Annotated in this window: 26 protein-coding genes and 1 tRNA gene; 12 read left to right on the top strand and 15 right to left on the bottom strand. The window is 60.1% G+C overall.

Annotated elements, in window-relative coordinates; translation table 11 throughout:
- Positions 1-8: 8 nt before the first annotated feature.
- The 6 genes from ACIOWL_RS17615 to ACIOWL_RS17640 all read right to left on the bottom strand — a co-directional run bounded on the left by ACIOWL_RS17615 (position 9) and on the right by ACIOWL_RS17640 (position 4,665).
- A complete protein-coding gene (locus ACIOWL_RS17615; RefSeq protein WP_400388060.1) occupies positions 9-674 on the bottom strand; it encodes an alpha/beta hydrolase in 666 nt (221 codons plus the stop codon).
- Between the two features lie 2 nt (positions 675-676).
- Positions 677-1,465, bottom strand: coding sequence for an enoyl-CoA hydratase/isomerase family protein (locus ACIOWL_RS17620; protein ID WP_400388063.1), 789 nt, complete (start codon positions 1,463-1,465; stop codon positions 677-679).
- 53 nt (positions 1,466-1,518) lie between these two features.
- On the bottom strand, positions 1,519-2,241 hold the full coding sequence (locus tag ACIOWL_RS17625) for a LysR family transcriptional regulator substrate-binding protein (RefSeq protein ID WP_400388066.1): 723 nt from the start codon (positions 2,239-2,241) through the stop codon (positions 1,519-1,521).
- A gap of 98 nt (positions 2,242-2,339) precedes the next feature.
- Positions 2,340-2,771, bottom strand: a complete 432-nt coding sequence (locus ACIOWL_RS17630; RefSeq protein ID WP_400388069.1) for a universal stress protein — start codon at positions 2,769-2,771, stop codon at positions 2,340-2,342.
- Between the two features lie 57 nt (positions 2,772-2,828).
- Entirely contained in the window at positions 2,829-3,527 is a 699-nt protein-coding gene (locus ACIOWL_RS17635; protein ID WP_400388072.1) for a dienelactone hydrolase family protein, read from the bottom strand.
- A gap of 154 nt (positions 3,528-3,681) precedes the next feature.
- On the bottom strand, positions 3,682-4,665 hold the full coding sequence (locus tag ACIOWL_RS17640) for a nucleoside hydrolase (RefSeq protein ID WP_400388075.1): 984 nt from the start codon (positions 4,663-4,665) through the stop codon (positions 3,682-3,684).
- A gap of 138 nt (positions 4,666-4,803) precedes the next feature.
- Here ACIOWL_RS17640 and ACIOWL_RS17645 point away from each other — a divergent pair, with 138 nt between their 5' ends.
- Both ACIOWL_RS17645 and ACIOWL_RS17650 read left to right on the top strand, forming a co-directional pair.
- Entirely contained in the window at positions 4,804-5,853 is a 1,050-nt protein-coding gene (locus ACIOWL_RS17645) for a LacI family DNA-binding transcriptional regulator (RefSeq protein WP_400388078.1), read from the top strand.
- A gap of 2 nt (positions 5,854-5,855) precedes the next feature.
- Entirely contained in the window at positions 5,856-6,011 is a 156-nt protein-coding gene (locus ACIOWL_RS17650) for a hypothetical protein (RefSeq protein WP_400388081.1), read from the top strand.
- A 4-nt stretch (positions 6,012-6,015) separates the two neighbouring features.
- Here the strand turns inward: ACIOWL_RS17650 and ACIOWL_RS17655 are convergent, their stop codons facing one another.
- Positions 6,016-6,552, bottom strand: coding sequence for a YdeI/OmpD-associated family protein (locus ACIOWL_RS17655; protein ID WP_400388084.1), 537 nt, complete (start codon positions 6,550-6,552; stop codon positions 6,016-6,018).
- 127 nt (positions 6,553-6,679) lie between these two features.
- On the opposite strand from ACIOWL_RS17655, the gene ACIOWL_RS17660 reads away from it, so the two are divergent.
- Both ACIOWL_RS17660 and ACIOWL_RS17665 read left to right on the top strand, forming a co-directional pair.
- Positions 6,680-7,441: a Pr6Pr family membrane protein gene (locus ACIOWL_RS17660; RefSeq protein WP_400388087.1), complete on the top strand. Its 762-nt coding sequence runs from the start codon at positions 6,680-6,682 to the stop codon at positions 7,439-7,441.
- A 39-nt stretch (positions 7,442-7,480) separates the two neighbouring features.
- Positions 7,481-8,077: a hypothetical protein gene (locus tag ACIOWL_RS17665; RefSeq protein WP_400388090.1), complete on the top strand. Its 597-nt coding sequence runs from the start codon at positions 7,481-7,483 to the stop codon at positions 8,075-8,077.
- 131 nt (positions 8,078-8,208) lie between these two features.
- Here the strand turns inward: ACIOWL_RS17665 and ACIOWL_RS17670 are convergent, their stop codons facing one another.
- Entirely contained in the window at positions 8,209-9,132 is a 924-nt protein-coding gene (locus ACIOWL_RS17670; RefSeq protein WP_400388093.1) for a DMT family transporter, read from the bottom strand.
- On the opposite strand from ACIOWL_RS17670, the gene ACIOWL_RS17675 reads away from it, so the two are divergent.
- Complete coding sequence (locus ACIOWL_RS17675; protein WP_400388096.1) at positions 9,131-10,537, top strand: PLP-dependent aminotransferase family protein; 1,407 nt, start codon at positions 9,131-9,133, stop codon at positions 10,535-10,537. The two genes, ACIOWL_RS17670 and ACIOWL_RS17675, sit on opposite strands and share 2 nt — an antisense overlap.
- A gap of 41 nt (positions 10,538-10,578) precedes the next feature.
- Here ACIOWL_RS17675 and ACIOWL_RS17680 read toward each other — a convergent pair whose 3' ends face one another.
- The 7 genes from ACIOWL_RS17680 to ACIOWL_RS17710 form a co-directional block, all read right to left on the bottom strand.
- Positions 10,579-11,832: an MFS transporter gene (locus ACIOWL_RS17680; protein WP_400388099.1), complete on the bottom strand. Its 1,254-nt coding sequence runs from the start codon at positions 11,830-11,832 to the stop codon at positions 10,579-10,581.
- 77 nt (positions 11,833-11,909) lie between these two features.
- Positions 11,910-12,605: a TetR family transcriptional regulator gene (locus tag ACIOWL_RS17685; protein WP_400388102.1), complete on the bottom strand. Its 696-nt coding sequence runs from the start codon at positions 12,603-12,605 to the stop codon at positions 11,910-11,912.
- A gap of 341 nt (positions 12,606-12,946) precedes the next feature.
- On the bottom strand, positions 12,947-13,081 hold the full coding sequence (locus tag ACIOWL_RS17690; RefSeq protein ID WP_400388105.1) for a hypothetical protein: 135 nt from the start codon (positions 13,079-13,081) through the stop codon (positions 12,947-12,949).
- Positions 13,074-13,415: an RNA polymerase sigma factor gene (locus ACIOWL_RS17695; protein ID WP_400388214.1), complete on the bottom strand. Its 342-nt coding sequence runs from the start codon at positions 13,413-13,415 to the stop codon at positions 13,074-13,076. Before ACIOWL_RS17695 ends, ACIOWL_RS17690 begins: the two co-directional genes overlap by 8 nt.
- Positions 13,416-13,610: a hypothetical protein gene (locus tag ACIOWL_RS17700; protein WP_400388107.1), complete on the bottom strand. Its 195-nt coding sequence runs from the start codon at positions 13,608-13,610 to the stop codon at positions 13,416-13,418.
- A gap of 284 nt (positions 13,611-13,894) precedes the next feature.
- Positions 13,895-14,812, bottom strand: a complete 918-nt coding sequence (locus tag ACIOWL_RS17705; RefSeq protein WP_400388110.1) for a DUF1963 domain-containing protein — start codon at positions 14,810-14,812, stop codon at positions 13,895-13,897.
- Positions 14,813-15,084: 272 nt separating this feature from the next.
- Positions 15,085-15,168, bottom strand: a tRNA-Leu gene (locus ACIOWL_RS17710).
- 279 nt (positions 15,169-15,447) lie between these two features.
- Here ACIOWL_RS17710 and ACIOWL_RS17715 point away from each other — a divergent pair.
- From ACIOWL_RS17715 to pknB, 7 genes are read left to right on the top strand one after another with little or no spacing between them, the layout of a single operon-like run.
- Positions 15,448-16,281 (top strand): FhaA domain-containing protein, encoded by an 834-nt coding sequence (locus tag ACIOWL_RS17715; protein ID WP_400388114.1) that lies wholly within the window; start codon positions 15,448-15,450, stop codon positions 16,279-16,281.
- The gene (locus tag ACIOWL_RS17720) at positions 16,278-16,757 is read left to right on the top strand and encodes an FHA domain-containing protein (protein WP_400388117.1); all 480 of its coding nucleotides are present in this window, start codon (positions 16,278-16,280) and stop codon (positions 16,755-16,757) included. Before ACIOWL_RS17715 ends, ACIOWL_RS17720 begins: the two co-directional genes overlap by 4 nt.
- A gap of 3 nt (positions 16,758-16,760) precedes the next feature.
- The gene (locus ACIOWL_RS17725) at positions 16,761-18,155 is read left to right on the top strand and encodes a PP2C family protein-serine/threonine phosphatase (protein ID WP_400388120.1); all 1,395 of its coding nucleotides are present in this window, start codon (positions 16,761-16,763) and stop codon (positions 18,153-18,155) included.
- A complete protein-coding gene (locus ACIOWL_RS17730; protein WP_400388122.1) occupies positions 18,152-19,549 on the top strand; it encodes an FtsW/RodA/SpoVE family cell cycle protein in 1,398 nt (465 codons plus the stop codon). The genes ACIOWL_RS17725 and ACIOWL_RS17730 overlap by 4 nt, the downstream gene beginning before the upstream one ends.
- Positions 19,546-21,006, top strand: coding sequence for a peptidoglycan D,D-transpeptidase FtsI family protein (locus ACIOWL_RS17735; protein WP_400388124.1), 1,461 nt, complete (start codon positions 19,546-19,548; stop codon positions 21,004-21,006). Before ACIOWL_RS17730 ends, ACIOWL_RS17735 begins: the two co-directional genes overlap by 4 nt.
- Positions 21,003-22,838 (top strand): protein kinase, encoded by a 1,836-nt coding sequence (locus ACIOWL_RS17740; protein WP_400388127.1) that lies wholly within the window; start codon positions 21,003-21,005, stop codon positions 22,836-22,838. Before ACIOWL_RS17735 ends, ACIOWL_RS17740 begins: the two co-directional genes overlap by 4 nt.
- Positions 22,838-24,742 carry a Stk1 family PASTA domain-containing Ser/Thr kinase gene (gene pknB, locus ACIOWL_RS17745; RefSeq protein ID WP_400388129.1) on the top strand — a complete coding sequence of 635 codons (1,905 nt, stop codon included), beginning with the start codon at positions 22,838-22,840 and terminating at the stop codon, positions 24,740-24,742. Before ACIOWL_RS17740 ends, pknB begins: the two co-directional genes overlap by 1 nt.
- Positions 24,743-24,751: the final 9 nt, after the last annotated feature.

A 24,751-nucleotide genomic window follows, 5' to 3' on the forward strand; every position in this document is an offset into this window, starting at 1 on the left:
TGCTCCTTTTAATAGTGCACGGGGGATAACGCCCGCACGCAGGCGGCCCATTGGCTGCTGTGCGGGTCGATCCAGGTGAAGTGGTCGCCGTCGAAGAGCGTGAAGCTGTGTTCCTGCCCCAGGGCGGCGGCCCGCCCGGCGGCGCGTCGCGCGATTTTCACCGGAACATCGGTGTCATCCCGTCCATGAAAGATTATGACACGCGCACGCATGGGCCATAATTCCACCGGGTCGTAGGAGGCCAGCGGCAACGGGCCGAGCAGCTCGTCCACCGCCGCGTTGCTCAGCCCCAGGCTCTTGGCCAGGCCCACGTCCAGCAGCCCGGCCTGGCTGATGACCTGGGTGATACGTTCATCATGCGCGGCCAGCAAACAGCCCAGCTGCCCGCCGGCCGAATGCCCGATGACCGTGATGGGCTCCTCTTCCTTGATCAGTCCCACCGCTAGTTTGGCGTCGGCCAGCATCTGGGCGGCGGAACCGGGCCCGCGGCGGTATTCCAGGTTGTAGGCCGGGATGCCGCGGGCGGCCAGGTCCTGCGCCAGCGGCGCGCCGAGGCTGGCGGTGTACTTTTCGCGCCAGTACCCGCCGTGGATGATCATCACCGCGCCGCGGGCGCGCAGCTGCTGCGGCGGGTAGTATTCCAGCCACTGATCCCGGTGCGCACCGTAATGCATGGCTAGTTCCCCGGAAAGTTCGCGGCGCGTTTTTCCACAAATGCCGCGCGGCCTTCCACCGAATCTTCGGTGTGAAAGGCGCTCATGAAGGCCTCGGCTTCCACGGCCAGGGCCTCATGGGTGTTCAGCCCGTCCATTTTCACCATGGCGCGTTTGGCGATCCCCACCGCGCACGGGGACACCGCCGCGATCTGCTTAATGGTTTCCACTGCCGCGTCGATCAGCTCGGCGGGGGCGGTCACCCGGTTGACCAGGCCGACGCGCAGCGCCTCGTCGGCCTTGATCCGCCGGCCGGTGAAGATCAGTTCGCGGGCCATGGCTCGCCCCACCCGCTGCGGCAGGCGCACCGAGCCTCCGAAACCCGGGACCAGGCCGAGGTTGACCTCTGGTTGGCCAAAGCTGGCTCGCTCGGACGCGTAAATGAAGTCGCAGGCCAGCGCGAGTTCGCAGCCGCCGCCCAGGGCGAAGCCGTTCACCGCGGCGATCACCGGAACCTGCAGGGATTCAAGACGCTCGGTGACTACGTGCATCTGCCGCGCGTAGGCCAAGAAGGTGGCCTCATCCATCGAGTTCATCTGCACGATGTTCGCCCCGGCGACAAATGATTTCTCCCCCGCCCCGGTGATGACCAGCCCCCGGTATTCATACCCGGTGCCCTCAAACCAGTCGAGGAATTCTTCAAGGTCGTTGACCACCTCACGGGCCAGCGCGTTCAGGCTCTGGGGCTGGTCGATGGTGAGGATCAGGGCCTGGTCCCGGGCAGCGAGGGTGAGGGTCTCAAATTGCTTCATATCCAAACTCTCTCATGAGTTGCGGATCACGTCCTAGGAGATTTCGCTTGGTCCTAGCGGCGTTTGCGCGGTTTGGAACCCGCGGACCGCGCTTTGCTCTTGGCCTGCTGTTTTGCCTTTTTGGCAGCTTCTTGGGCCTTGGCCTTGGTTTTGGCCTTTTGTTTGTCGTTGACCTTCTTGGCCTGCTGCTCGCCAGCGCGTACCGAGGCCTGGCGTGAGGAGTTGGCGCTGCGGCCGCGGACGATGCCGATGAATTCATCAACCAGCGCGGTATCCTCCATGGCGGTGGGCCAGGCGATGCCGACCTGCGTCGGGTTGCCGTCGGCAATGACCCGGTAGATCACGTCTTTGCGGTGGAAGAGCCGGGCAATGCTCTGCGGCATCCGGGCTACCTGGGCGCCGGAGGCGATAACTTCCATGGCGGTGGGGATACCGCCGACTTCCTCGGGGTAATCCGCCAGGTCCAGTTGCGGGAAGGTTTGCACCACGGAAGCCGGAATGTCCTCTTCGTAGTACTCCACGTCGTGGTCCTTGGCCGCGCATACCACTTCCAGCTCTTCGTACAGCGGGATCACGTGACGGGTCGTGTCCTTGGGAGAGGTGGATCCGTAGCGCACAAAAACGGCGTCTGCCGTGTCATCGGCCAGCAGCTGCAGGATGTCACCCTGGTCGTACCGTGCCGCCACGAGCTCAACATCCGGGTAGCGTTCGACAAAACGGTCCATCCACTTGCCCGGGGTGACGCCGGCAACATAGGAAACTCGAAGTTTTTGCACGGTTAAAGCCTACTTGTCTTTCAGGGGTCGATTCTCAGGTTAAACACCCTTGGCGGGCACCGGGATGACCCGGTGCCCGCCAAGGAGTGAAATCTGGACTACTTGTCGGTCTTGACAACCAGCACGTCGCACGGAGCCGAGTGGGCTACCGAGGAAGCCACGGAGCCAAGGACACGGCCCAGGCCCTTCATCCCGACGTTTCCGACTACGATCAGCGAGGCGTTGCGGGCCTCGGCCTCGGAGATCAGGACATCGCCTGGCTTGCCGTGACCGGCTGCGGCGGTGATGTTCACACCCGGTACCGCGCTCTGCACGTCGTTGGCCACACGCTGGGCCAGCTTGCGGGCCTGCTCTGCGTCGTCCAGGATCCAGGTGTCGGAACCAATGGAGACGACCTCGGTGTTATCCGATGCGTGTGCGGTGACAACTACCAGTTCGGCGTCCAGCTTGACTGCCAGGTTGGCGGCACGACGTGCGGCGCGCTGGGCAGTTTCGGATCCGTCGACGCCAACGATGATGGTCTCAGACATGTTTTCTCCTCTATGTAGTGATGCTGCTCTGATGTGATGAATACCACTTTATGGGTTTCAGGCGACTTTTTCTTGCAAGAAATCCACGGCGCGCGTCCACGCGGCGTTTGCCAGGGCCGGATCGTAGTTTCCGGCCGGGTTTTCATCATTGTGGAAGGCATGTTTGCCGTCGTAGTAAAAGTAGGTGGCCTCGGCCCCGGATTCGCGGCGAATCTGCTCTTCTTGCAGGTGCGCCTGGTCCACCGGGTAGAAGTCGTCGAAGTTCGCGTAGTGCCCTTGGATCGCGGCGCGCACGCCGCTGAAGTTGTTCGGCACACCCTGCCCCACACCGTAAAACGGCACGGCGGCGGCGATGCGCTCCCCCTGCTGCGCGGCGAGCTGCAGGACAAATCCGCCGCCCATGCAGAAGCCGATGGCGCCGAGCTTGGCGCTGGTGACGTGCTCGCTGGCCAGCAGGTAGTCAACCGCGCCGGCCAGCAGCTGGGCACCCTTTTCCTCGGGAAGTTCGGACATCATTTGCGCGGCTTCTTCACCGTCGTGGGTGATGCTGCCGCCGAAAAGATCCGGGGCAAGCGCCACAAATCCCTGGACCGCCAACCGGTCGGCAATGTCCCGAATATGGTCGGTCAATCCCCACCATTCCTGGATGACGATCACCCCGGGGCCTTTGCCCGATTCCGGCAGCGCGAGATATCCGTGCGCCTGGGTGCCGGCAGATTCAAATGCAACGTTCTGGTGCGGTGTTTGTCCTGCCATCTCACAGCCTTCGTTTCAATGAATATCGCTTCATATTCAGTTTATTGAACCCAAGGCGGAGATTGCATTGACCGCTGTCACAAATCAGCGATTCTCCAGTGTGTTGACCACTACTTTTTGCCATCAAACGATGCAGCGGTCCGTGGCACGCAGCTTAGCTGGAGGCCGGCTGCTGAATCTGGACGTCCCCAATGCGCTCTAACGCGTCAATCACCAGGTTCCAGAATCCGGCATGGTCCAGGTCCACCGCCACCGAGGTGTGGCAGTCCTCCGCGGCCGGCGCGCGGAAGTCGGCAACCGTCATACCCAGCGTGAGCTCGCCGCGCAGCTCCACGCTGACCGGGGCCTTGACGGTGCGGACCACGCTGGGGTCGATCACGTAGGCGACGGCGCACGGATCATGCACCGGAGGGGCGTCGAATCCCTGGTTGTCGTGATAGGCCTGGGCGAAAAAATCCATCAGTTCACGCACAAAACGGGCCGGGCCGGTGCCGATCTTTTCGATCCGTTCAACCACCTCGGAGGTCGCCAGGGCCTGATGGGTCAGGTCCAGGCCAACCATCACCACCGGCCAAGGCTCGTTGAACACAATGTGTGCGGCTTCCGGGTCGATCTTGATGTTGAATTCAGCGACCGCGCTCCAGTTGCCCACATGATAGCCGCCGCCCATGAGCACCACCTCGCGCACGCGCTGCACGATGCGTGGTTCCTTGCGCACAGCCAGGGCGATATTGGTCAGCGCGCCAGTGGGAACCAGCGTCACCTCACCGGGTTCGTGCGCCATGATGGTCTCGATGATCAGATCCACCGCATGGCGCGAATCAAGCACAATGTTCGGTTCAGGCTGGGCCGGGCCGTCCATTCCGGAATCCCCGTGGACATCCCCGGCGGTTTCGATCTCGCGCACCAAGGGGCGGGCGCAACCTGCGGCGAAGGGAACGGAGGTGATGCCGGCAATGGTTCCCACGGCGAGCGCGTTCGCGGTGACCTTGTCCAGCGTCTGGTTTCCCGCCACGGTGGTCACCGCAAGCAGCTCGATCTGGGGATTTCCGTGGGCTAAGAGCATTGCGACAGCATCGTCATGGCCCGGGTCGCAGTCGAGGATGATCTTGCGCGGGGCAGGTGCCTCTTGAGTCATGTGTGCTGTCCTTCGAACGCCGGCGGTCAGCGCCGGGCGTGGATTACGGTTATTCCTTGATTCTCCCGGCAACTACCCCGATCGTCAAACGCTTAACTGATGCCCTGTTTTCCGATGAATCCACACTAGTATGGTTCCATGAACATTGGGGAAAAGTCTGCGGGCAAAAAGCCGCCACGCCGCGTCACCGCAGCGATGGTTGCAGAGCACGCCGGGGTCTCAACAGCGACGGTCTCACTGGTGGCCAACGGGAAGTCCGCGGGCCGCGTGTCGAAACACAACGAGGAACGTGTTCGCGAATCCATCCGCGAGCTGGGCTACTTTGTTGACAGCATCGGCAGCTCGCTGGCCAAGGGTGTCAGTTCTCTGGTCATCCTGGTGGCCCCGGATATCTCAAACCCGTTTTTCGCCAAGGTGATTGCCGGGGTGCGTTCGGTGTTGGGAGATGACTACCAGCTGTTGCTCTCCGTGACGGATGCCGGCATCTCTCCCAGTGCGGATGAGACCAGGCGCCTGCTGGGCCTGCGCCCCGCGGGGCTGCTGGTCCACGCGCCAACCAAATCTTTTTTGGAAGACCTGGCCGGGCCCCTGCCGCTGGTAGCGCTGGACGCGCCGGGCATCAACCCGGAAATTCCCGCCGTGAACATGGATGTGGCGCAGGGTGCGCAGGCAATCGTGGCCCACTTTGCCCGCTTGGGACACACCAAGGCCGCCTACCTCGATGGAAGCACCGGCACCGACACCCTGACGGTTCGCCGCGATGCCTTCCTCAGGGCCGCCGCGCGGCACGGGATCGAGGTTCTCCCCACCAACGTTGCACGTTCCATGATCGACGTCAGCGCCGCTTCCACCGAGTTCACCCGCAACTGGCAGGACTGGGAAGATCAGGGGGTCACCGCCCTGGCCTGTGCCACGGACACCCAGGCATTCGGCGTCCTGCACGCAGCACGCCATTTGGGGATTCGGATTCCCCACCGCTTAGCGGTGACCGGATTCGACGACCTGCCGTATTCGGCGACCTCCAACCCCTCGATTACCAGTGTGCAGCTGAACGCGACCGAGGTCGGCCGGCAGGCCGCACTCAAACTTCGCGAGCTGATCGACGGGCAAACACCGATCTTGCTGCAGTCGATGCTCCCCAGCTCGCTGGTGGTGCGGGGATCTACGACCGCCGACGGAGGTTTGTGACGGTGCGCGATTCCAAATTCTTCACCGTGGCCACCGCGGTGATCGCGCTGTTGGTGGTGCTGGGAATGCTGGTGATGAGCAGCGGCGTCCTGAGCCTGATTTTTGATCCGGAACCGGAAATCGACAGCTACTATCTGCTGAAGGCTGTTGTCCCGTGAAGTCCTAGCTGATCAGTTTTCCGCTTTTGGCCAGTTCCGGGTCGGTGCACGAAGACAAATCAAAACAGCAGGGCCGGCGTTTTCCGTCCTGCAGCTTGGAAATGCTGACCTCCACCCGGCGCGCCCTGGTATCGACGTTTTTGGTTGCCCCCACCCAGCGCACCCATTCCCACCGCGCCATCGGGGTTAACCCAAGCCAGGTCTCATCTAATTCGGGTGCATCTTTGAGCGCCTGAAAAAGGTCCGCAGGAACGTCAGTTTCCGGCCAGAGTTTGCTCAGTTGAGCTTCGAAGCTGAGCACCGAGCCTTCCTCGGCATCGACGTGCACCGCTCCACTACCGTCAATCGCCAGCCAGTGCCCCTTGCGACCATCCGGATCAACAACCACGAGCTGGTTTTGCCCCGAGATACCCAGCACCACGGCAACCTGGCCGCGGCTCGGAAGCCGATCACTGGATTCCTGATCAAAAACGACGATCCGGCGCTGATCAATGATGCGCACCGTTCCGGTCAGTTCGAATACTTCACCCTTGGTATCCATCAACTCATCCGTTCTTCTAGGTTCGGCGTCCGACTTCATTTCACCACGAGACACGTCCGAACACACCCGTGTTGCTAAGATCGCGACTATCAGATCACTTTTCGCCACTGGATGCCGCAGGTAAACCATGAAGATCGCTGAACCGACGAACACCTCCCGGATCGTCTGGGTGGCACTTCGTGCCGTGATGGGCTTACTCATCCTCGCAGCGGTTGCAGCCCAAGCTCAGGTGACCGTTGCACGAACACTGAGCCTCGGCCGGGATTTGGCCACCACGATGGTCAACTTTTTCAGCTACTTCACGATCCTGTCCAACCTGTTTTGCGCGGTGGTTTTGTTGTGCGCCGCCGTGTGGCTGGCCAGAACTTCCTCGAAATCACGCGCCGGGTTGCCGATGCCCCTCCTGCTTGCCTGCGCGAGCACCTACATGATCGTCACCGGGCTGGTTTACAACCTTCTGCTCCGAGGCATTGTCCTTGACCAAGGTGCCACGGTGCCCTGGTCCAATGAGGTGCTGCATCTTTTTGGTCCCGTGTACATGCTCATTGAGGTCCTTTGTGCTCCCCAGATCCGTTCACTGCCTTGGAAAGCTGTTGCACCGGCCTTGGTTTTTCCGCTGCTGTGGCTGGGATACACCTTCATTCGCGCTCCATTCGTGACAGCTCCAACCACCGGGGAAGCCTGGTGGTATCCCTACCCATTCCTTGATCCGCATCTCCAAGGCGGCAACGGGCCAGTCATCGGCTACGTGGTGGGTATCGCCATCGTTATTTCCCTCGCCGCCTGGGGTGTTATAGCCATTGGCCGTTGGCGCTATAACCGCCAGGTGGGCTCGGGCATCGCAGAGTCCAAACCCGGGCTTGCGCAGCAAACAGCGCCTACGGACTAACCACGTCTGCGTCCCACCAGAACATAAGGAAAATGTTGAATGAAGCAATACGTCGTCGCAGTATTGGCTGGTTGCCTAGCCCTCGGACTGGCTTCGTGCACCGGCCAAGGAAACACTCAAAGCGAAAAGGCTACCGTGCCAGGTCCGACGCCATCCGCTTCTTGCGACCAACCGTATGTGGTCAGCGACGGCGAATCCGCGGGGACTGCAACGTTCGTTCGAATCGATAAGTACTACGATCAGGATCTACCTGAGACACTGCTCGATAAGAAGGCCGCATCGTCTATCAGCTGGGACCCGCAGCCAGCATGGGACAACCATGATGATGTACTCAGATCTGTCGCTGAAGTTTCACCGGTCGACGTTGCAGTACAGCCATTCCCGTACGTTGAGGGAATTAATACTCTGGTCGAAAGCACGGATACGTTCCCCGGGCTCCTGGGATACTACGCGGCAACACCGACAAGCTACGAGTTCAAAATTCAGTGCCAAAACGATCAGGAGAATTGGTATAAGTTGAGCTTCTCCACGTGGACGGATTCCGACCTGGGTCTGCTTGATTGCAACGTGGAACTGGACTCGAAAGCCCCCTCGGCTGCACGCACGGCATACGAGGAGTACTGCCAAGAATCGTAGGCCAATAGTTTTCCCCGATATTCAGCAAAGGAACTGCGCTCGACACCGGAGCGCAGTTCCTTTGCAGTAACGGCAATAAGCAGCTTCCCCACCCAACGCCTTCAGTTGTCTTTCTATGACCGAAAAACCTTCTAGCCGCGGACCCGGGCACGCACCGCAAGCAGCGCGCACGCAATGACGACGGCGCCACCGATCACGGTCTGCCAACCGATATGCTCGCCCAGCAGCAGTCCCGCCCAGAGAATACTCATGACAGGTTGTGAGAGTTGGACCTGGCTGACCGGGGCCATCGGGCCGATGGCAAGACCGCGGTACCAAGCGAAAAATCCGAGGAACATGCTCACCACCCCCAGATAGGCGAAGGCAGCCCATTCACTGCGCGTACCTGTGGGCGGATGTTGCACCATGGCAAGGCCCGTCAAGAGGATCATCAGCGGCGAAGCAACCACCAACGCCCAGGATATGGTTTGCCACGAACCCAACGTACGCGAGAGCACCCCTCCCTCGGCATAGCCGATCGCACAAACTATCACCGCGGCGAACAACAACAGATCAGAGATCTGCAGCGCACCGATTCCACCGCTTTGCACAACGGCAAAACTCACGGCCGCAATCGCACCGGCGGTGACGGCAACCCCAAATGATCCGGTGGGACGTTCTGAGGTGCGCACTACGGCACACACAGCGGTCATCGCGGGCAAAAGGGCCATGACCACTGCACCATGACTGGCTGGTGCGGTGGTGAGTGCGAACGAGGTGAGTAGCGGAAATCCCACCACTGCGCCGGCTGCCACGACAGCCACCTGCCGCCACTGTTTTCCCTGCGGAAGTTTCTGTCGTGTCATCGACAACGCGAGCCCGGCGAGCGCGGCGGCAATCACCGCTCGCCCTGACCCGACAAAGAGGGCAGACATGTGCCCGTTCTGAACCGCCACACGAGTGAATGGAACCGTGAATGAGAACGCGGTGACTCCGAGCAATCCCCACCACAGGCCTGCGCGGGATCGAAGTAGCGGTTTCGCAATTTTTATAGTAGCGGTATCATTGTGCTTCATGTCCAATAGTAGCAGTGAACGTATCGTTGAAGCACTCCGCACCTGGATCGCCACTGCACCTGCGGGGGCGCAGCTGCCTTCAACACGTCAGCTTGTTGCACAGTACGAGGCCAGCCCGGTCACCGTGCAAAAAGCCCTCAGAACACTCATTGGACAAGGGCTGATCGAATCACGCCCCGGCGTGGGAACCTTTGTGCGCGCCATCCGCACCGCACGTCCACACGACTACGGTTGGCAGACTGCCGCCCTGGGCACACCTGCGCATCACATCCCGAATTTATCTTCGGCGCTACGCACCACACCAAATGATGTGATTTCATTGCATTCCGGGTACCCGGACAAGGAACTGCTCCCCCAGCGGCTGGTTCGCGCGGCGTTCACCCGGGCCGCGCGCGGTGATTCGGTGGTGGATCGTCCCGCAGCGGCCGGCCTGCCGGAACTTCAGTCCTGGTTCGCTTCCCAGCTCGGTGCCATGATGCCCGCGGGTCTCACGGCGCCGGTTGCCAGCGACGTGGTCATACTCCCGGGCAGCCAGAGCGGGCTGAGCACCCTTTTTCGCGCGCTCATTGGAGCCGGGCGACCGCTACTCATCGAGTCTCCGAGTTATTGGGGAGCCATACTTGCCGCGGCTCAGGTCGGGGTCCGGCTTATCCCGGTTCCTTCCGGGCCGAACGGTCCAAACCCCGAGGACATTGAGCGGGCTTTCGTCCAGACCGGCGCCCGGGCGTTTTACGCCCAGCCAAACTTTGCCAATCCCACCGGTATCCAGTGGTCGACGCAGCTTTGCGAGTCGGTGTTGCAGATCGTGCGCAAACACGGAGCTTTCCTCATCGAGGACGACTGGGCCCACGATTTCGGGATCACCGCGGATTCGGCGCCGCTGGCCGCCCGCGATGACAGCGGGCACGTGGTCTATCTGCGCTCACTGACCAAAAGCGTCTCCCCCGCCGTGCGGGTGGCAGGGTTGATCGTTCGCGGACCGGCCCGCGAGCGTATCCTGGCAGATACCCAAGCCCAGAACATGTATGTCAGCGCGGCACTGCAAGCCGTGGCTCTTGACGTAGTGACCCAACCTGCGTGGCGCACCCATTTGCGCTCGGTCCGCCAGCAACTGGCCGCACGACGCGATCTGCTGATCACTGCCCTAGCCGAGCACGCCCCGACGGCCCACCTCGAATCGGTGCCTCGTGGCGGGTTGAACCTCTGGCTACGTCTGGCGGATGAGATAAATCTGCATCAGCTCACCGTTGATTGCGAGTCCCGGGGTGTGATCATCGGGGCAGGCGATCACTGGTTTCCCGCCGAGCCGGCTGGGCGTTACCTGCGCCTGAACTACTCCGGTGCAAATCCCGGTGCGTTCACCGAGGCCGGGCGGCTCATCGGCCAAGCGATTCAGGCCCAATAACTCTTCCAGCGGTGGCCGCCGGCTAGAACAAACACTGCAGGTCATCCACGTGCTGCTGGTTCTCCAGCTGTCAGGTTTCGGAATCGTGGGTGAACAAAAACGAACACCGCAACACAAAACATCATCAGCGCACCGATGATAATTGGCAGTTGATCCCACAGTCCGTAGAGCACGGTTCCCGCGGTGGGTGCAATCACGAAGGTCAGCCCGGTAGTCGCTGCGATGAGCCCCGCCAGGCCTCCCTGTTCTTCGCGGCTGACCAGCAGGGTCGGCCCGGCGCTGTACCCGGGCATGGCGGTACCCAGGCCAAGGCCGATCAGGAAAACAGCTGCGAAAAGCAGTACCGGGCCGGCAATCACAATCAGCAGCGCGAACCCGGCAAGCGCCACCAGCGAGCCGACGCGCAACAACGTCGGCGGTGTCCATCCGCTGCGTGGCACAATCACGGCCTGGGCCAGCACCATGCCGACACCTGCGGCAAGCAGCACCGCGCCGGTGACCAGGCCGGTGGTGCTGGCATTGAGGTTCAGTCGATCCTGGACGATAAAACCGGTAATCACCTGAATGAAGCCGAGCGCGGTGAACATGCCGAAACCGGCAACAAGAAATGGCCACACACGGGCATCGCGGGGACTGACACGTGTTGGTTCGGCAATCAGTTCGTGGCGCGATTCGCGGCGCAAACGGAAGCTGATCACCAGCAGCCCCGCCAGGAGCAACACCGGGACAACAATCAGCGGCGTGATCAGCCCCGCGGCGGACAGGGCTCCACCCAGGACCGATCCTGCGATCATTGCAATACCCTGCACGGCACCAACCCCGGCCATTCCCTTAACGCGGGCGGCCTCATCGGTGGTGACATCGGCAATGTAGGCCTGAGCGGTCGGAGGCACGGCGGCCAGCGCCGCACCGAAACCCAACCCGCGCAACAGGACAAAGAGCACAAAGAGGCTGGTGCCGGTGATTAGCCCCTGCATGCCAAACCCGGCGACCAGGGCGAACAGGGCCATCACCAGCGTGCCGAGCGTAAATGCGGCGATCAAAACGGGCTTCCGGCCCCAGGACTGCGAACGGCGTCCCCAGAACTGGCTGGTGGCAACCACCATGATGGCCGCGGCGCTGATGGTCAACCCGATCTGCCATTCGGCCAGCCCCACTTCTCGAGACAGCGGGGCAATAATCGGGTTAAGCGTCATCTGCCCAAGATAGGCGAGAAATACCGCGCAGAGCAGCAGGGGGATCTGGGATTTCTGCTCCCCCAGGGCAACGGTGGAATGCGGCTCGAGATTGGTCATTCGGCAACTTCTTTCTGGTTCTCTGGTTGCGAAGCGCCGCCAAGGCACGGGCGGCGACGCTGGTCTTTGTTTGATGGCTACGGCCGGTGAGGTGCAAGCTCCTGCTCGATCCCGGCCAGGACAATACGCAGCTTGCCGCTGAACCAGGCCGCCGGATCCGCGTGGATCGCTTTGACCATTTCGCCGCGGAATTCGGCTGCCACCCCATCCTCGCCTTGATGGTTGGCCCATTCTTGCTGCATGCCTTGGCGCACCGAGGTCGACTGCGAATCCAGTGTCACCGCCAACGCCTCCACACCGCGGCGGCTATCTGCCGCGAGGTCAAACACCAGGTCAACCGCGAGCACCGCATCGCGCGGGGTGAAACCGCGCTCAACGAGCGCAACACCAACCCGGTCGGAGAGGTCAACCAAGGACGCGGGAACAATGCCGCGGGTCACCTCGAATACCGCTCCCGGATATTGGGCCCACGCATGCCATGAGGCAAGCGACCAGCTTTCCAATAACTCTTTCCAGGAACCGTGCACTTCTGGCCATCGAATGCGGCGTATCGCAAGATCAATTCCCAAACGCACTAGTTCATCGCGGTTGGCGGCGTGCCGGTACAGCGTTGCCTGCCCAACACTCAGGCGTTCGGCCACCGCGGCGAAGGTTAGTCCTTGGAACCCCAGCTCAAGCACCGCCTCGGCAATTTCTTCAAGGCCGATGGCAGGTGGGCGGCCGGGACGCCTTTTGGGTTTGCGTGCAGGCAGGTCCTTAGAACTTAGTATCACCTAAGTAGGTTATGATAGTTAACTCTCATAATCAAGATATTTTTAAACTCGAGGCTCACCAGGCATTAGAGACCATGGAAGATCGCTGGCTCGGTAGCGCCAGCGGAAGAATCAAAATATAACCACAAGGGCAGGTTCGACCCCAGACCGGAATGCGGAGCCGTCGCGAAGACCGGTACTACCGCCAACAGTGATGGGGTCGAGGCAAAAGAAGCTGAAGGGCGGATGACGCTCGTCAACGCGCGCACAGCGACAAGCAGAAAAACGACGAACGCGCCATCTGTCGCGAGTGAGGCAGAACGCTGCACTCGCCATCACCCAACCTTGTACATATCGTGATGTTAAGGGTGATTAAGGGCGGCCTCTTTGACTTCGTATTCGGCGAGCTCGCGCAGGCCACGCTCGGACAGCGGGTCACCGCGTTTCACGGTCCCGGGGTCGGCGGCGCGCAACAGCCTGCTCAACAGATCATTCACGAGTGGGAACCTTCTCGTCAACCAGGTCCCCCAACGCATTCAGCACCGCCTGCAACATGCGCCTCGCACGCATCATCCGGGCACGAACGGCGGTAGTGTTCACATCTAGCGCGACAGCAATCTCCCGAGCAGCCAGGCCTTCCCAGTAGGTCATTATCAGCACCTCGCGATGCATTTGCGGCAGCCGCTCGACCGCATCACGGACGTCTGTGTACAGATCATCGGATGTCGAGATGCGTAGCGTGAAGTCCTCATTGAACTGACGCTGCAACTCGGCGCGCCGACACCGGCGCCGGTACTCGTCACCAACCAGGTTCCGCGCGACACCATACAGCTAGGGAACGCTCAACGCCTCCCCGACGTCATATCGTTGCCAAGCGAGGCGAAAAGCCTCGCTTGCGATCTCTTCCGCGTCCACCTTCGAGTCCAGGCGACGCTCAGCGACACCGACGACGAACGAGTAGTTCGCGCGGAAAACGTCGAAAACGTCTTCACGCCACGTTATCTCTCCCACAATGCTGAAAGCCACTGTGGGCCGCCTCGCGGAGCCTAGCCAGATATCGAACATGCAACGCGAAAATGGCCCTCGATCAAGAGACTGAATTCTTGATCGAAGAACTTCGATCATTGTTCCGAGGAGAATCAGTTGACCACGCCCCTCACTTCACGAATCTCAACAGAGAGTTCTTGCCCCTTAAACCAATGGCCTACGGCATATGACCCGTAGATAATTCCACGGCCATAGCCGAACTACAGGTTACTTAGCGCCTTTCAGGGCGCAGACTGATGACATACGGTCGTGGGCAGAGACAGTCAGTGGTCGGTGCGGATCATGCACCAGGCGTGCTCGAAGCGGTGCTCGGCTAGGTCGCTGCTGCGCATCCACACCTCGAAGTTCCCGGCGTCTCCGAACCAGCCTTCGAAGTGCGTCCAGCTCTCCGCGGACAGGATCAACACATACGAGTCTGATTCATCGCTCAGTGGGCGCACTTCGCGGAGGACATCGTGGGCATACTCGGTACCGGAGTCACTGTGTCCGTAGAGGTGCGAGACGGGGAACACCGGTCCCGGCACTTTCTCGACGCCCCGTCGCCATGCCGTCCAAGCAGCATTCGTTTCTTGTTCGACGCGCTCAACTGCATCGAACGACCAATCCTCTGAATCCATGAAGTCAACCGCACGAGGCAGACTGAATCCGGTCGCGAGCAGCACCGGCTGACACACATCCTGCGGGAGATCGAGGTCGTCAGGGGCATCAATCAGCGGCGGAATGGTCTCGCCGTCAAACGGGATATGACGGACGAGCCAACCGCCGGTGCCGTCGTCCTCAGGGTTCCCGTAAGTACCGAGGTGGTGGAAAACTTCCAGGTACCCGTTCGCGGGAAGGCGTGCTGATGGCTCAGGCCAGTCCAGCTCGGTGAAGTCGCGCGAATCAACGAGCGCCTGCGCCTCACCCAGCACGATCGTGGCAATGTGCGCCAATGGTTCTCCGCCCGGGGTTCGAGGCCACTGCAATGGGCCGAGAGCCGGGCCGCCGAGCCAGGACAGCTCGCCGAGCTCGGCCCGTTCGGCGAGGATACGTTCCTTGCCTGCCTCGTACTGATCTAGCAGCAGGAGCGAGAACTTGAGGTCATCGGCGAGGAATCCGGCACCGATCGGAGTTGAGTTCAGCCACGTGATGATCTTTTCACGCGATGCAGCCGTCACTCCGGTTCGAGGCAGTTGGCTCATGTCGAATCCTTTCGGGCGGTTCGGCACGGTAGGTGCGGTGAGAAAGTGATGTCGCCATGTTCAAGTATTGCCAAAAACCAGAAAAATAAATATCTCCGACTCCTACTTCATGTAGGTCGAATCCTCACCGGCTTGCAACATGGAAGCTGTCCTGCTGATTCAGAGTCGGCATAGAAGGCCTCTCGGAACCTAACCAGACGTCGAACGCCCCGACGCGAAAATGGCCCTCGTTCAAGAGATGAAACTCTTGATCGAAGACCATTTTCCTATTGTGCGCGAGGGGGGACTTGAACCCCCACGACCTTGCGATCACTGGCACCTGAAGCCAGCGCGTCTACCAATTCCGCCACTCGCGCATATTCTTTTTTCATTGCCCACCGGCTCGGCAACAAGAATTAGCTTACACACTCTTTTGACGATCACCTAATCGACAGAGCACTTTGTGTTCAGTGACACATGTCCAGCCAATTTGTTCCGCGGGTAGGGCCTATTGCACCACGTGTTCGCCAGCAAATTTCCGGGAATTGCACAGCTGAAAACAGTAAGATCGACAATGAAGTTCCGTGTTTAGACCGAAACGGTCGGTTCGCACGCGACTAAACACATATCCAAAAAGGTAGGAAGGAGCGCGAGTAATGGGCTTTCTCGACAAGGTCGAACGAGGCTTGGAAAAGGTCGTCACCAGCTTCTTCCGTGGCACCAGCACCAGTGAGATCAAACCCGTCGAGCTGACCACAGCTCTGCGCAATGAGATGGATCGCGGCATCCTGCCCATCAGCGAGGGCCGCAGCCTGGCGCCAAACGACTTTGTTGTCACACTCAGCGAACAAGACTTTGAGACTGCCAAGGGGTGGGGCTCTACCGTTGTTAACGAACTAGCCAAGGTGACCGCCGAACACGCAAGCACCCAAGGTTACTCGGTTCAAAGCGACATCATGATCCACTTCGTCTCCGACCCAAACTTCAAGGTCGGCGAAACGGAGATCAGCGGCTCCATCAAGGATGCAAGCTCCAAACCAGCTGCTTCTGCTCCAGTTCGAGAGCCAGCTCCAAAACCCTCGGGCGCAGCCGCGGTCCCTAACGACTCATACTCGCCAAAAACGACCGCGCAGCCACGGCCAACTAGCCGCCCGAAGCCGGAGCCGGCCGCGCCTTCCATCCCCAAGCAGGCGATTTTGGAGGTTGACGGTCAGCGGTACGCGCTGCACCATCACTCGATTGTTCTCGGCCGATCCGCCAGCACCGACATCCCGGTGGATGACTCGGGTGTGTCGCGCCAGCATGTCCGTGTGGAGACCCGCGGACAAAACACTTATGTCGTATCCGATCTTGGGTCAACCAACGGAACCTACGTCGATGGAAAGAAAATTTCCGCGGAAACCCGTATATTTGACGGTTCAATCATCAATATCGGACAGACGAAGATCGTCTTCAGATTGATTACCACGAACAACGGAGACCATGCATGAATGACCTCGTTCTAAGCCTGCTCCGTTTGGGCTTCCTTGTATTGATCTGGCTCCTGGTCCTCAGTGTTGTCGGATCGATGCGTCGCGACTTGGCCATCGGTTCGCGATCGCGCACCGGAAAGGTCAGCGCTCGAGCGCTGAAAAAGAACCCTGAACTGGCAGAACCAGAACCGAGCACACGCAAGGCAGCCAGCGCGCTGCAGATCCTCGAGGGTCCTTTGGCTGGACGAACCATTGATCTGCAGGGCCAGCCAATCCTCTTTGGGCGCGCCCAAGACGCCACGGTAGTTCTTGAAGATGACTACGCTTCGGGGCGACACGCCCGCCTCTTCCCGCAGGGCTCGCGGTGGTTCATTGAAGATCTGGGTTCCACCAACGGAACGTTCGTCGGCGATAGCCAGCTAACCCGAGCCCAGGCAGTTGAGCCCGGGCAACGCATCCGCATCGGGAAGACTGTCCTGGAATTGAAGGCTTAGCCTATGGCTTTGAAGCTTAAATTTGCCGCCAAGTCCGACGTCGGACGAATCCGCAAGAAGAATGACGACTCGGCCTACGTCGGCGCATACCTCGCGGTTCTAGCCGACGGCATGGGCGGCCATGTAGGTGGCGACGTCGCCTCGGCCTCCACCGTGTTGGACCTGGTGCATCTTGACCGCGCGGTCACAGCCGACCCGCAAAATGCCCTGCCCGATGAAATCCAGGCAGCCAATCTTGTTTTGAACGAACTGGTCGGCGCCAATCCCAAACTCTCCGGCATGGGCACCACCGTCACCTCGCTGTTGCTCTCAGGTTCGACGTTGCACATGGCCCACATTGGCGATTCACGCGCCTACCGCCTGAAAAACGACGTCTTTGAACAGATCAGCACCGACCATACCTTTGTGCAGCGCCTGGTCGATGAAGGTCGCATCAGCCGGCAAGAAGCAGAAGTCCACCCGCACAAAAACGTATTGCTCCGGGTGCTGGGTGATTCGGATGCGTCTCCCGAACTTGATGTCCAGCAGCTCGAGGCAACCGAGGGCGAACGCTGGATGCTCTGCTCGGACGGGTTGACCGATGCGGTTCCCGTGGCCGTCATCGAAGAAATCATCCGGTCAACTCCTGATATGGATCAAGCCGTCAACGACCTGGTGGCAATCACGCTGAAGAATGGCGCACCGGACAATGTCACGGTAGTCATGTTCGAGGTTGTTCAAGACCAGCGCCAGGAAAACGACGAGTTTGCGGAGCTGGAACCGGCACCGGACACCGCGCAGCTGGCCATCGCCGCAGAAGGTGACGTCGAAGCCAGCGCTTCGCTGTTGCGCCACGAAATCTCCCAGCGCCCGCACTTGCTGGTGGGTGCGGCGCAACTGGCCACGCAGACCGGGCAGATTCCGGTTGTCACCCAGCACACCGGCGAGCGTCGCGCTGCGGCGCTGCTGACGCACCGCTCCCCTGCGGCCAGTGATGTGCTCGACCCCATCGACGAGTCGGTTCCGCATCGCCGTTGGCTCATGCCGATCTTGCTGACCTTGACCGCCGTTTTGGTGGTTGTCCTCGGGGCTTGGGGATACGTCTGGAGCCAGACCCAATACTTTGTCGGTCCCGTCGATGGGAAGGTCGCCATCTACAAGGGCGTGCCTCAAGAGTTGGGTCCAATTTCCCTCTCAGAAATCGATACGGTCAGCTCGGTGCCCCTCGAGGCGTTACCCGAGTATTCGCGACAGCGAGTTGAATCCTCCATCCCCGCCGACAGCCGGGAACACGCTCAAGCGATCATCCAAGAGCTGCTGGTCACGGCAAAGCAGAATTGCCCGGTCCAGGTACCGGGCAGCAGCGACCAACCAACCCAAACACCACTACCGGCGTACTGTCAGGAGATCATGCAATGACCGAAGTGCAAACCGCACCGGTGCCTCGGCGCAATCTCGAGCTCCTGCTCCTGCTGTTGGCCCTGTGTGTGGGTGGCGCCGCCTTCTTCCTAGTTGGTAGTGCAACCGAAAACAACGACAACAAAAATTTCATCATCCAGATGAGCATCATGGCCTTCCTGGCTTTGATCATCCACGTACTTCTGCGGATTTTTGCAAAGTATGCCGATCCGGTAATACTTCCAATTACCGTCGCGCTAAACTCCTTGGGTTTGGCCATGATTCACCGCATCGACTTGGCCAAGGGAACCTCTCAGTCAAGTAGGCAGCTGATGTGGACCGCCATCGCCATCCTGGTTGCAGCCTTAGTCCTCTGGGCAGTCAAGGATCACCGCCTCCTTCGTCGATTCACCTATATTGCCCTATTGGCATCTATTGTCTTGTTGCTCTTGCCGCTGATTCCAGGACTCGGCAGAACGATCAACGGTGCCCGCATCTGGATCCACGTTGGTCAGTTCTCCTTCCAGCCCGGTGAGCTGGCAAAAATTACCTTGTCGATCTTTTTCGCCGGCTATCTGTCATCCAACAGGGACTTGATTTTGATGGCTGGACGAAAGTTCGGCCCGCTGCAATTCCCCCGGGTACGCGATCTGGCGCCGATGATCATCGCTTGGCTATTGTCCATTGGCGTCTTGGTGGTTCAGCGGGATCTCGGTTCGGCCATCTTGTTCTTCGGCCTGTTTATCTTGATGATCTACGTGGCCACGGCTCGTATTTCCTGGGTACTCATCGGGTTGCTCATGGTTGCAGCCGGCGGTGTTTTTGCCGCCTTGACCATGAGTCACGTTGAACGCCGAGTGAATGTCTGGCTTAACGCCTTCGATCCTGAGATCTATCAGGCTAGAGGCGGCAGCGCACAGATTGTTGAAGGCCTCTTCGGGATGGCTGATGGAGGCCTGTTCGGAACGGGCCTTGGTGGCGGATCTCCCTATCGAGTGCCCCTGGCGAACTCGGACATGATTATCGCTTCCTTCGGTGAAGAGATCGGCCTGGTCGGTGTCACCGCCATCATCTTGCTGTTCATGTTGTTGGTCTCGCGTGGACTGCGTGCGGCCCTGGGTTCCCGGGACACCTTCGGCAAGCTGCTTGCCAGTGGCCTGTCCTTCACCCTGGGTTTGCAGTGTGTGGTCATCATCGGCGGTGTCACCCGGCTTATCCCCCTCACCGGTCTAGCCACACCGTTTATGGCGGCCGGCGGTTCATCATTGCTGGCCAACTGGATCATCGTCGCTCTGCTCCTGCTCATTTCCCACAATGCCCGCCGCCCTATGAGCGGCACCGTAGGACCCACCGATGAAATCGCAACTCCCGGAACCACCAAGCTCTCCAACCGAAAGGCGGTGACTAATCAGTGAATCAGGCAATTAAACGTGTATGGATAGCCCTGACGATGCTTTTTGTCATCTGCCTGGGCGGCTTGAGCTACATCCAGTTCTTCAATGCCGAGACCCTCAACGACAATGCGCTGAACAAGCGCCAGCTGTTCCGCGAGTTCGATTTGCCTCGAGGCGCGATCCTGGTGGATGGCAAACCGATCGCAGAATCGGTGGAAACCGATGACGGCCAGTTCAATTTCCAGCGCAAGTACACCGATCCGGAGCTTTATGCGCACCTGACCGGTTACTACTCGCTGGCGAATGGCACCACCCAGCTGGAGTCGAAACTCAACGACTGGTTGACCGGCTCGAGCTCGGATCTGCTTTTCGACCGGCTTGCAGGGATGTTCACCGGACAGAAGGCGGAGGGTGCCTCGGTTGAACTCACCATCGACGGTAAACTTCAGCAGGCGGCCTTCGACGCAATCCCTGACGGCTTGCGTGCCAGCGTGGTGGTGACCGATCCCAAGACCGGTGAAATCCTGGCAATGGTTTCCAAACCTACGTATGACACCAACGACCTGGCAGTTCATTCGACGTCCAAGGCGGCGGAGAATATGAAGAAGATCAGTGATGTTGAAGGGCTGAGCCCATACGTCAATCCGGCAATCGGCGATCTGGTCTCCCCCGGTTCCTCGTTCAAGATCCTCAGTACGGTCGCCGCGCTCGAGTCCGAGCACTACGACATGGATACCGTGATCAGCAATCCTGCCTCGGCGACGTATCCAGGCTCGAGCGACACGATGAACAACTTCATGGAAGGTATCTGCGGGCGCCGTTCCGAAGCGACTTTGGAGTTCATTTTTGCTCAGAGCTGCAACACCCCGTTCATGGAAATCAGCCAGAAGCTGGGGTTGGACACATTTGCTGATGTGACCGAACGTTTCGGTTTCGGACAGCAGCTGGATATCCCGCAGTCGGTGACTCCGAGCCAGTTCCCGACCAAGGACATCACCGCTGCGCAGCTCGCGCAGATGGCAATTGGTCAGTACAACAACAAGGTCACTCCGTTGCAGATGAACATGGCCGCCATGGCCATTGCCAATGACGGGGTCATTATGAAACCGAATATGGTCAAAAAGGTCACGGCTCCGGACCTGCGGGTGATCGAAGAACCACAGCCGGAGAAATTCTCCACGGCCACGACTCCTGAGGTTGCAGCCGATTTGAAAGAGCTCATGAAGGGTCCGGTTGAATCCGGTACCGCGATGAATGCGGCTGTTCCGGGTGTTGACCTTCGTGCCAAAACCGGCACGGCTCAGGTGCGAACCGAGAACGGCACACCAATCGTGAACTCCTGGATCACCGGTTTCGCACCGGCGGATGATCCACAGGTCGCCATCACGGTGACCATCCAGCAAGTAGACTACAACACTGGCCACAACACGGCTGGGGCAATCATGAAGAAGATGGTAGAGGCGGTGTTCAACAAGTGAGGCCAATAACCGGCACCACCTTGGGCGGTCGTTACAAGTTGACCGATCGCATTGCAATCGGCGGCATGGGCGAAGTATGGAAAGCACGGGACCAGGTCCTTGGACGCCTCGTGGCGATCAAGATCCTGAAAGAGGAATACACGAACAACGAGTCATTCCTGACCCGTTTCCGTGTTGAGGCCCGGCACACCGCGTTGCTGAACCACTCCGGCATCGCCGGAGTCTTCGACTACGGCGAAGAAGACGGCTCAGCGTACTTGGTCATGGAACTTGTTCCGGGCCCGCCGCTGTCAACCATCATCGAGCGCGAGCGCAAGCTCGACGTGGACCGGACCCTGTCTCTGATTGCCCAGACAGCCCGCGCCCTGGCCGCGGCGCACGAACACGGCCTGGTGCACCGCGATGTGAAACCCGGAAACATCCTGGTGATGCCTTCGGGCACCGTGAAGATCACCGACTTCGGCATCGCCCGCCTGGCCGACCAGGTTCCGCTGACCGCCACCGGACAGGTTATGGGCACCGCCCAGTACCTGGCACCCGAGCAGGCCACCGGTCAAAACGCCACCGGCAGCTCGGATATCTACGCATTGGGTGTCATCGGTTACGAGTGCTTGGCCGGCCGCCGGCCATTCACCGGCGAATCCCAAATTGCCATCGCCCTGGCCCAGGTCAACGATGCTCCGCCGCCGTTGCCGGAAACCATCCCGGCTCCGGTGCGCCAGCTGATCATGTCCATGCTGGCCAAAAACCCTGCGGATCGCCCGGAGAATGCCACCGCCCTGGCCCAGGCAGCCGATGCCCTGCGCGCGGGTGACACCAACACCGCCACCCTGGCCGTGCCCGGGATGCTCGCTACCGGAATTTCCGAGGATGCGACCCAGGCACTGAACCTGGATGACGATGCGACCCAGGCATTCGCAGCGGCGGATACCGCGCCGGCTATGACCAACGCTATGCCAACCGTTGTCTCCCCGGCCAGCCCCGCCCAGGATGAGTTCTCTGTCTCCAGCGCCGACGCGGATTCCGCCGAAGGTTTTGACGACGAAGATGTGGATGTCCAAGATCCCGAGGACGACCAGGAGCACAAACGCAGCCCGTGGCTGATCCCGCTGATCGCCATCATCGTGGTTGCGGCGCTCATTGGCTTGGGCGCCTGGTTGATCCCGGCGCTAACCGGTGGATCGGATGACGAAACCCAGCCGACCACGGAAGTCACAGAAAGTACGCAGACTACCGAGTCCAGTCAGAGCACTGAGTCAAGCGACCCAACCACTGAATCAAGCCCGGAGACCACTGCTCCAACCCAGCCCTCCAGCACTCCTACTCCGAGCGCAACCCAGGATCAGTTTGTCCAGGTCAGCACCTCCCTGGTGGGCCAGGATATTGATTCTGTCACCGCTGAATTGGAGGGGCTGGGATTGAACGTGAACGACGTCGCCCAGGAGACCTCCGATGCGGAACCGCGTACCGTGCTCTCGGTCAGCCCCTCGGGCAGTGTCGAAGCCGGTTCAACCATCAAGGTGGTTTATGCCATGGCCGCGCAGACCGTTGATGTTCCTTCGGTGACGGGCATGAGCTACAGTGCCGCTCAGGAACTGTTGCAGTCTGCCGGACTTGCCGCGGCCAAGGGCTCCGAGCAGTACGATAGTTCGGTGGCCGGGACCGTGCTCTCCCAGAGTGTTCCGGCAAATAGCGCCGTCGCACCCGGAACCAGCGTGAGCCTGTCGGTTTCCTTGGGCCCGGAGCCAGCGGCGTCGCCAACTCCCAGCGCAACCCCGTCGCAGACGAGCACCGCCACGGATTCTGCGCAGGATGAGGCTACGGGCGAGTAATGAGCGAATTGGAACCGCTGCCGGCGGGCTTGCCGCGGCTCATCAACGACCGTTATGAGATCCAGTCGTTGATTGGTCGCGGCGGCATGGCCGATGTGTATCTTGCCACCGACCATGTATTAGCACGTCAGGTAGCGGTCAAGGTGCTGCGCCAAGACACCGCGAGCAATCCCATGGTGGTCAACCGCTTCCGCCGCGAGGCCAAGGCCGTGGCGGGGCTCAGTCACCCGAATATTGTCGCGGTGTATGACTCCGGGCTGCTGCCGGCCACCGATCAGGCAGTTGAAGCGCTGCCGTTTATGGTCATGGAGTATGTCACCGGGCGAACCCTTAAACAGGTCATCGCAGACGATGAAGTCAACGAACAACAGGCCGTTGACCTGATTCGCGGTGTGTGCGCGGCGCTGGATCACTCGCACTCCAAAAACGTGGTGCACCGCGATATCAAACCCGCCAACGTCATGGTGACCGATTCCGGTCATGTGAAATTGATGGACTTCGGCATCGCCCAAGCCCTGGATAACTCGGCCACCATGACGCAGACCGCCGCCGTGGTGGGTACCGCACAGTACTTCTCCCCCGAGCAAGCCCGTGGCGAGCAGGTCGACTACCGGACCGATATCTATTCGGCGGGTTGCCTGTTTTATGAATTGTTGACCCACAAGCCGCCCTTCACCGGTGATTCCCCGGTATCAGTTGCCTACCAGCACGTTGGAGAAACCCCGCTGACACCCAGCGAGGTCAAACCAGACATCAATCCGATCTATGATCCGATTGTGCTCAAGGTCCTCGCCAAGGATCGAGACGAAAGGTTCCAGTCCGCCGGGGCATTCGCCCAGGCGCTCGAAGATGCTTCCCATGGCGTTGAGTTCCACGAACACACGGTTCCGGCCTACACCATGCCGATTTACGGGACTCACGATTCCACGGAGACCATCTACGAGGCTGAAGCCGCACCGCACACCAATGAGCATCCGGTGTTCGACTCCCACTCGCGTGACCGTCCGCACAAATCAAATCGCGGACTGATTGCGTTGTTGACCATTATCGCGCTGCTCGCGGTCGGCATCGCCGGCTTTCTGGTGATTCGTTCCATCCAGGCAGATCAGGAACGCAAGGCACCCGTGGCGGTTCCCAATGTGCTGAATCTGTCCGAGGACGACGCGACGAGGGTGCTGCGCGATGCAACCTTCAACGTGAATGTGAAAACCGAGTACAGCGATGAGGTTGACGAGGGAAAAGCGACCCGCACCGATCCGGTTGCTGGCCAGGAGATCGTTAAAGAATCCACTGTAGACCTGTATATTTCTTCGGGTGCCGAACAGCGCACTATCCCGGAGAGTCTTGAAAACCAGTCCGAAACCGCTGCCCGCGACGCCTTGCGCCAAGCCGGGCTGGAGGTAGGGGATGTCAGTCGCGAAAACTCGGCCACCATTCCAACCGACTGGGTTATTGGAACCAGCCCGGAGCTTGGTTCCAAGGTGAAGGCCGGGTCCAAGGTTGACTTGATCCTGTCGACCGGGCAAGTCACCGTTCCCACGGCTACCAATATGTCCAAGGACGAAGCAACCAAGGCGCTGACCGCTGACGAGTTCCAACTGAAGGTGCAGTTTGTCGATGTCGAAACCGACGAACATGATCCAGGCACACTCTTTGCGCAGGAACCTGCAGCCGGTACCGATGTCGCACAAGGCAGCTTGGTCAAGATCTCGGTCGCCAAACAGAAACCGGAGCCCACTCCGAGCCCAACACCATCGCCAAGCCCTTCTGAGACTGAGGAACCCCAGGATTCACCTTCCCCTTCGGAAGACAGCTCAAGCAGCAGCAACGAGTCGAACAACGGAAATAACGGGAACAACGGACGAGACCGCACCCGCCCCACCGATGAACCGCAAGACGACTAATCGCACTTA

Source organism: Glutamicibacter sp. NPDC087344, from assembly GCF_044744225.1.
GTDB lineage: Bacteria > Actinomycetota > Actinomycetes > Actinomycetales > Micrococcaceae > Glutamicibacter.

Coding starts and splice junctions, on each gene's coding strand:
- ACIOWL_RS17720 (WP_400388117.1), top strand. CDS start 16,278: ATGAATGACCTCGTTCTAAGCCTGCTCCGTTTGGGCTTCCTTGTATTG.
- ACIOWL_RS17620 (WP_400388063.1), bottom strand. CDS start 1,465: ATGAAGCAATTTGAGACCCTCACCCTCGCTGCCCGGGACCAGGCCCTG.
- ACIOWL_RS17660 (WP_400388087.1), top strand. CDS start 6,680: ATGAAGATCGCTGAACCGACGAACACCTCCCGGATCGTCTGGGTGGCA.
- ACIOWL_RS17675 (WP_400388096.1), top strand. CDS start 9,131: ATGTCCAATAGTAGCAGTGAACGTATCGTTGAAGCACTCCGCACCTGG.
- ACIOWL_RS17630 (WP_400388069.1), bottom strand. CDS start 2,771: ATGTCTGAGACCATCATCGTTGGCGTCGACGGATCCGAAACTGCCCAG.
- ACIOWL_RS17715 (WP_400388114.1), top strand. CDS start 15,448: ATGGGCTTTCTCGACAAGGTCGAACGAGGCTTGGAAAAGGTCGTCACC.
- ACIOWL_RS17705 (WP_400388110.1), bottom strand. CDS start 14,812: ATGAGCCAACTGCCTCGAACCGGAGTGACGGCTGCATCGCGTGAAAAG.
- ACIOWL_RS17640 (WP_400388075.1), bottom strand. CDS start 4,665: ATGACTCAAGAGGCACCTGCCCCGCGCAAGATCATCCTCGACTGCGAC.
- ACIOWL_RS17655 (WP_400388084.1), bottom strand. CDS start 6,552: ATGGATACCAAGGGTGAAGTATTCGAACTGACCGGAACGGTGCGCATC.
- ACIOWL_RS17645 (WP_400388078.1), top strand. CDS start 4,804: ATGAACATTGGGGAAAAGTCTGCGGGCAAAAAGCCGCCACGCCGCGTC.
- ACIOWL_RS17670 (WP_400388093.1), bottom strand. CDS start 9,132: ATGAAGCACAATGATACCGCTACTATAAAAATTGCGAAACCGCTACTT.
- ACIOWL_RS17665 (WP_400388090.1), top strand. CDS start 7,481: ATGAAGCAATACGTCGTCGCAGTATTGGCTGGTTGCCTAGCCCTCGGA.
- ACIOWL_RS17615 (WP_400388060.1), bottom strand. CDS start 674: ATGCATTACGGTGCGCACCGGGATCAGTGGCTGGAATACTACCCGCCG.
- pknB (WP_400388129.1), top strand. CDS start 22,838: ATGAGCGAATTGGAACCGCTGCCGGCGGGCTTGCCGCGGCTCATCAAC.
- ACIOWL_RS17725 (WP_400388120.1), top strand. CDS start 16,761: ATGGCTTTGAAGCTTAAATTTGCCGCCAAGTCCGACGTCGGACGAATC.
- ACIOWL_RS17635 (WP_400388072.1), bottom strand. CDS start 3,527: ATGGCAGGACAAACACCGCACCAGAACGTTGCATTTGAATCTGCCGGC.
- ACIOWL_RS17730 (WP_400388122.1), top strand. CDS start 18,152: ATGACCGAAGTGCAAACCGCACCGGTGCCTCGGCGCAATCTCGAGCTC.
- ACIOWL_RS17680 (WP_400388099.1), bottom strand. CDS start 11,832: ATGACCAATCTCGAGCCGCATTCCACCGTTGCCCTGGGGGAGCAGAAA.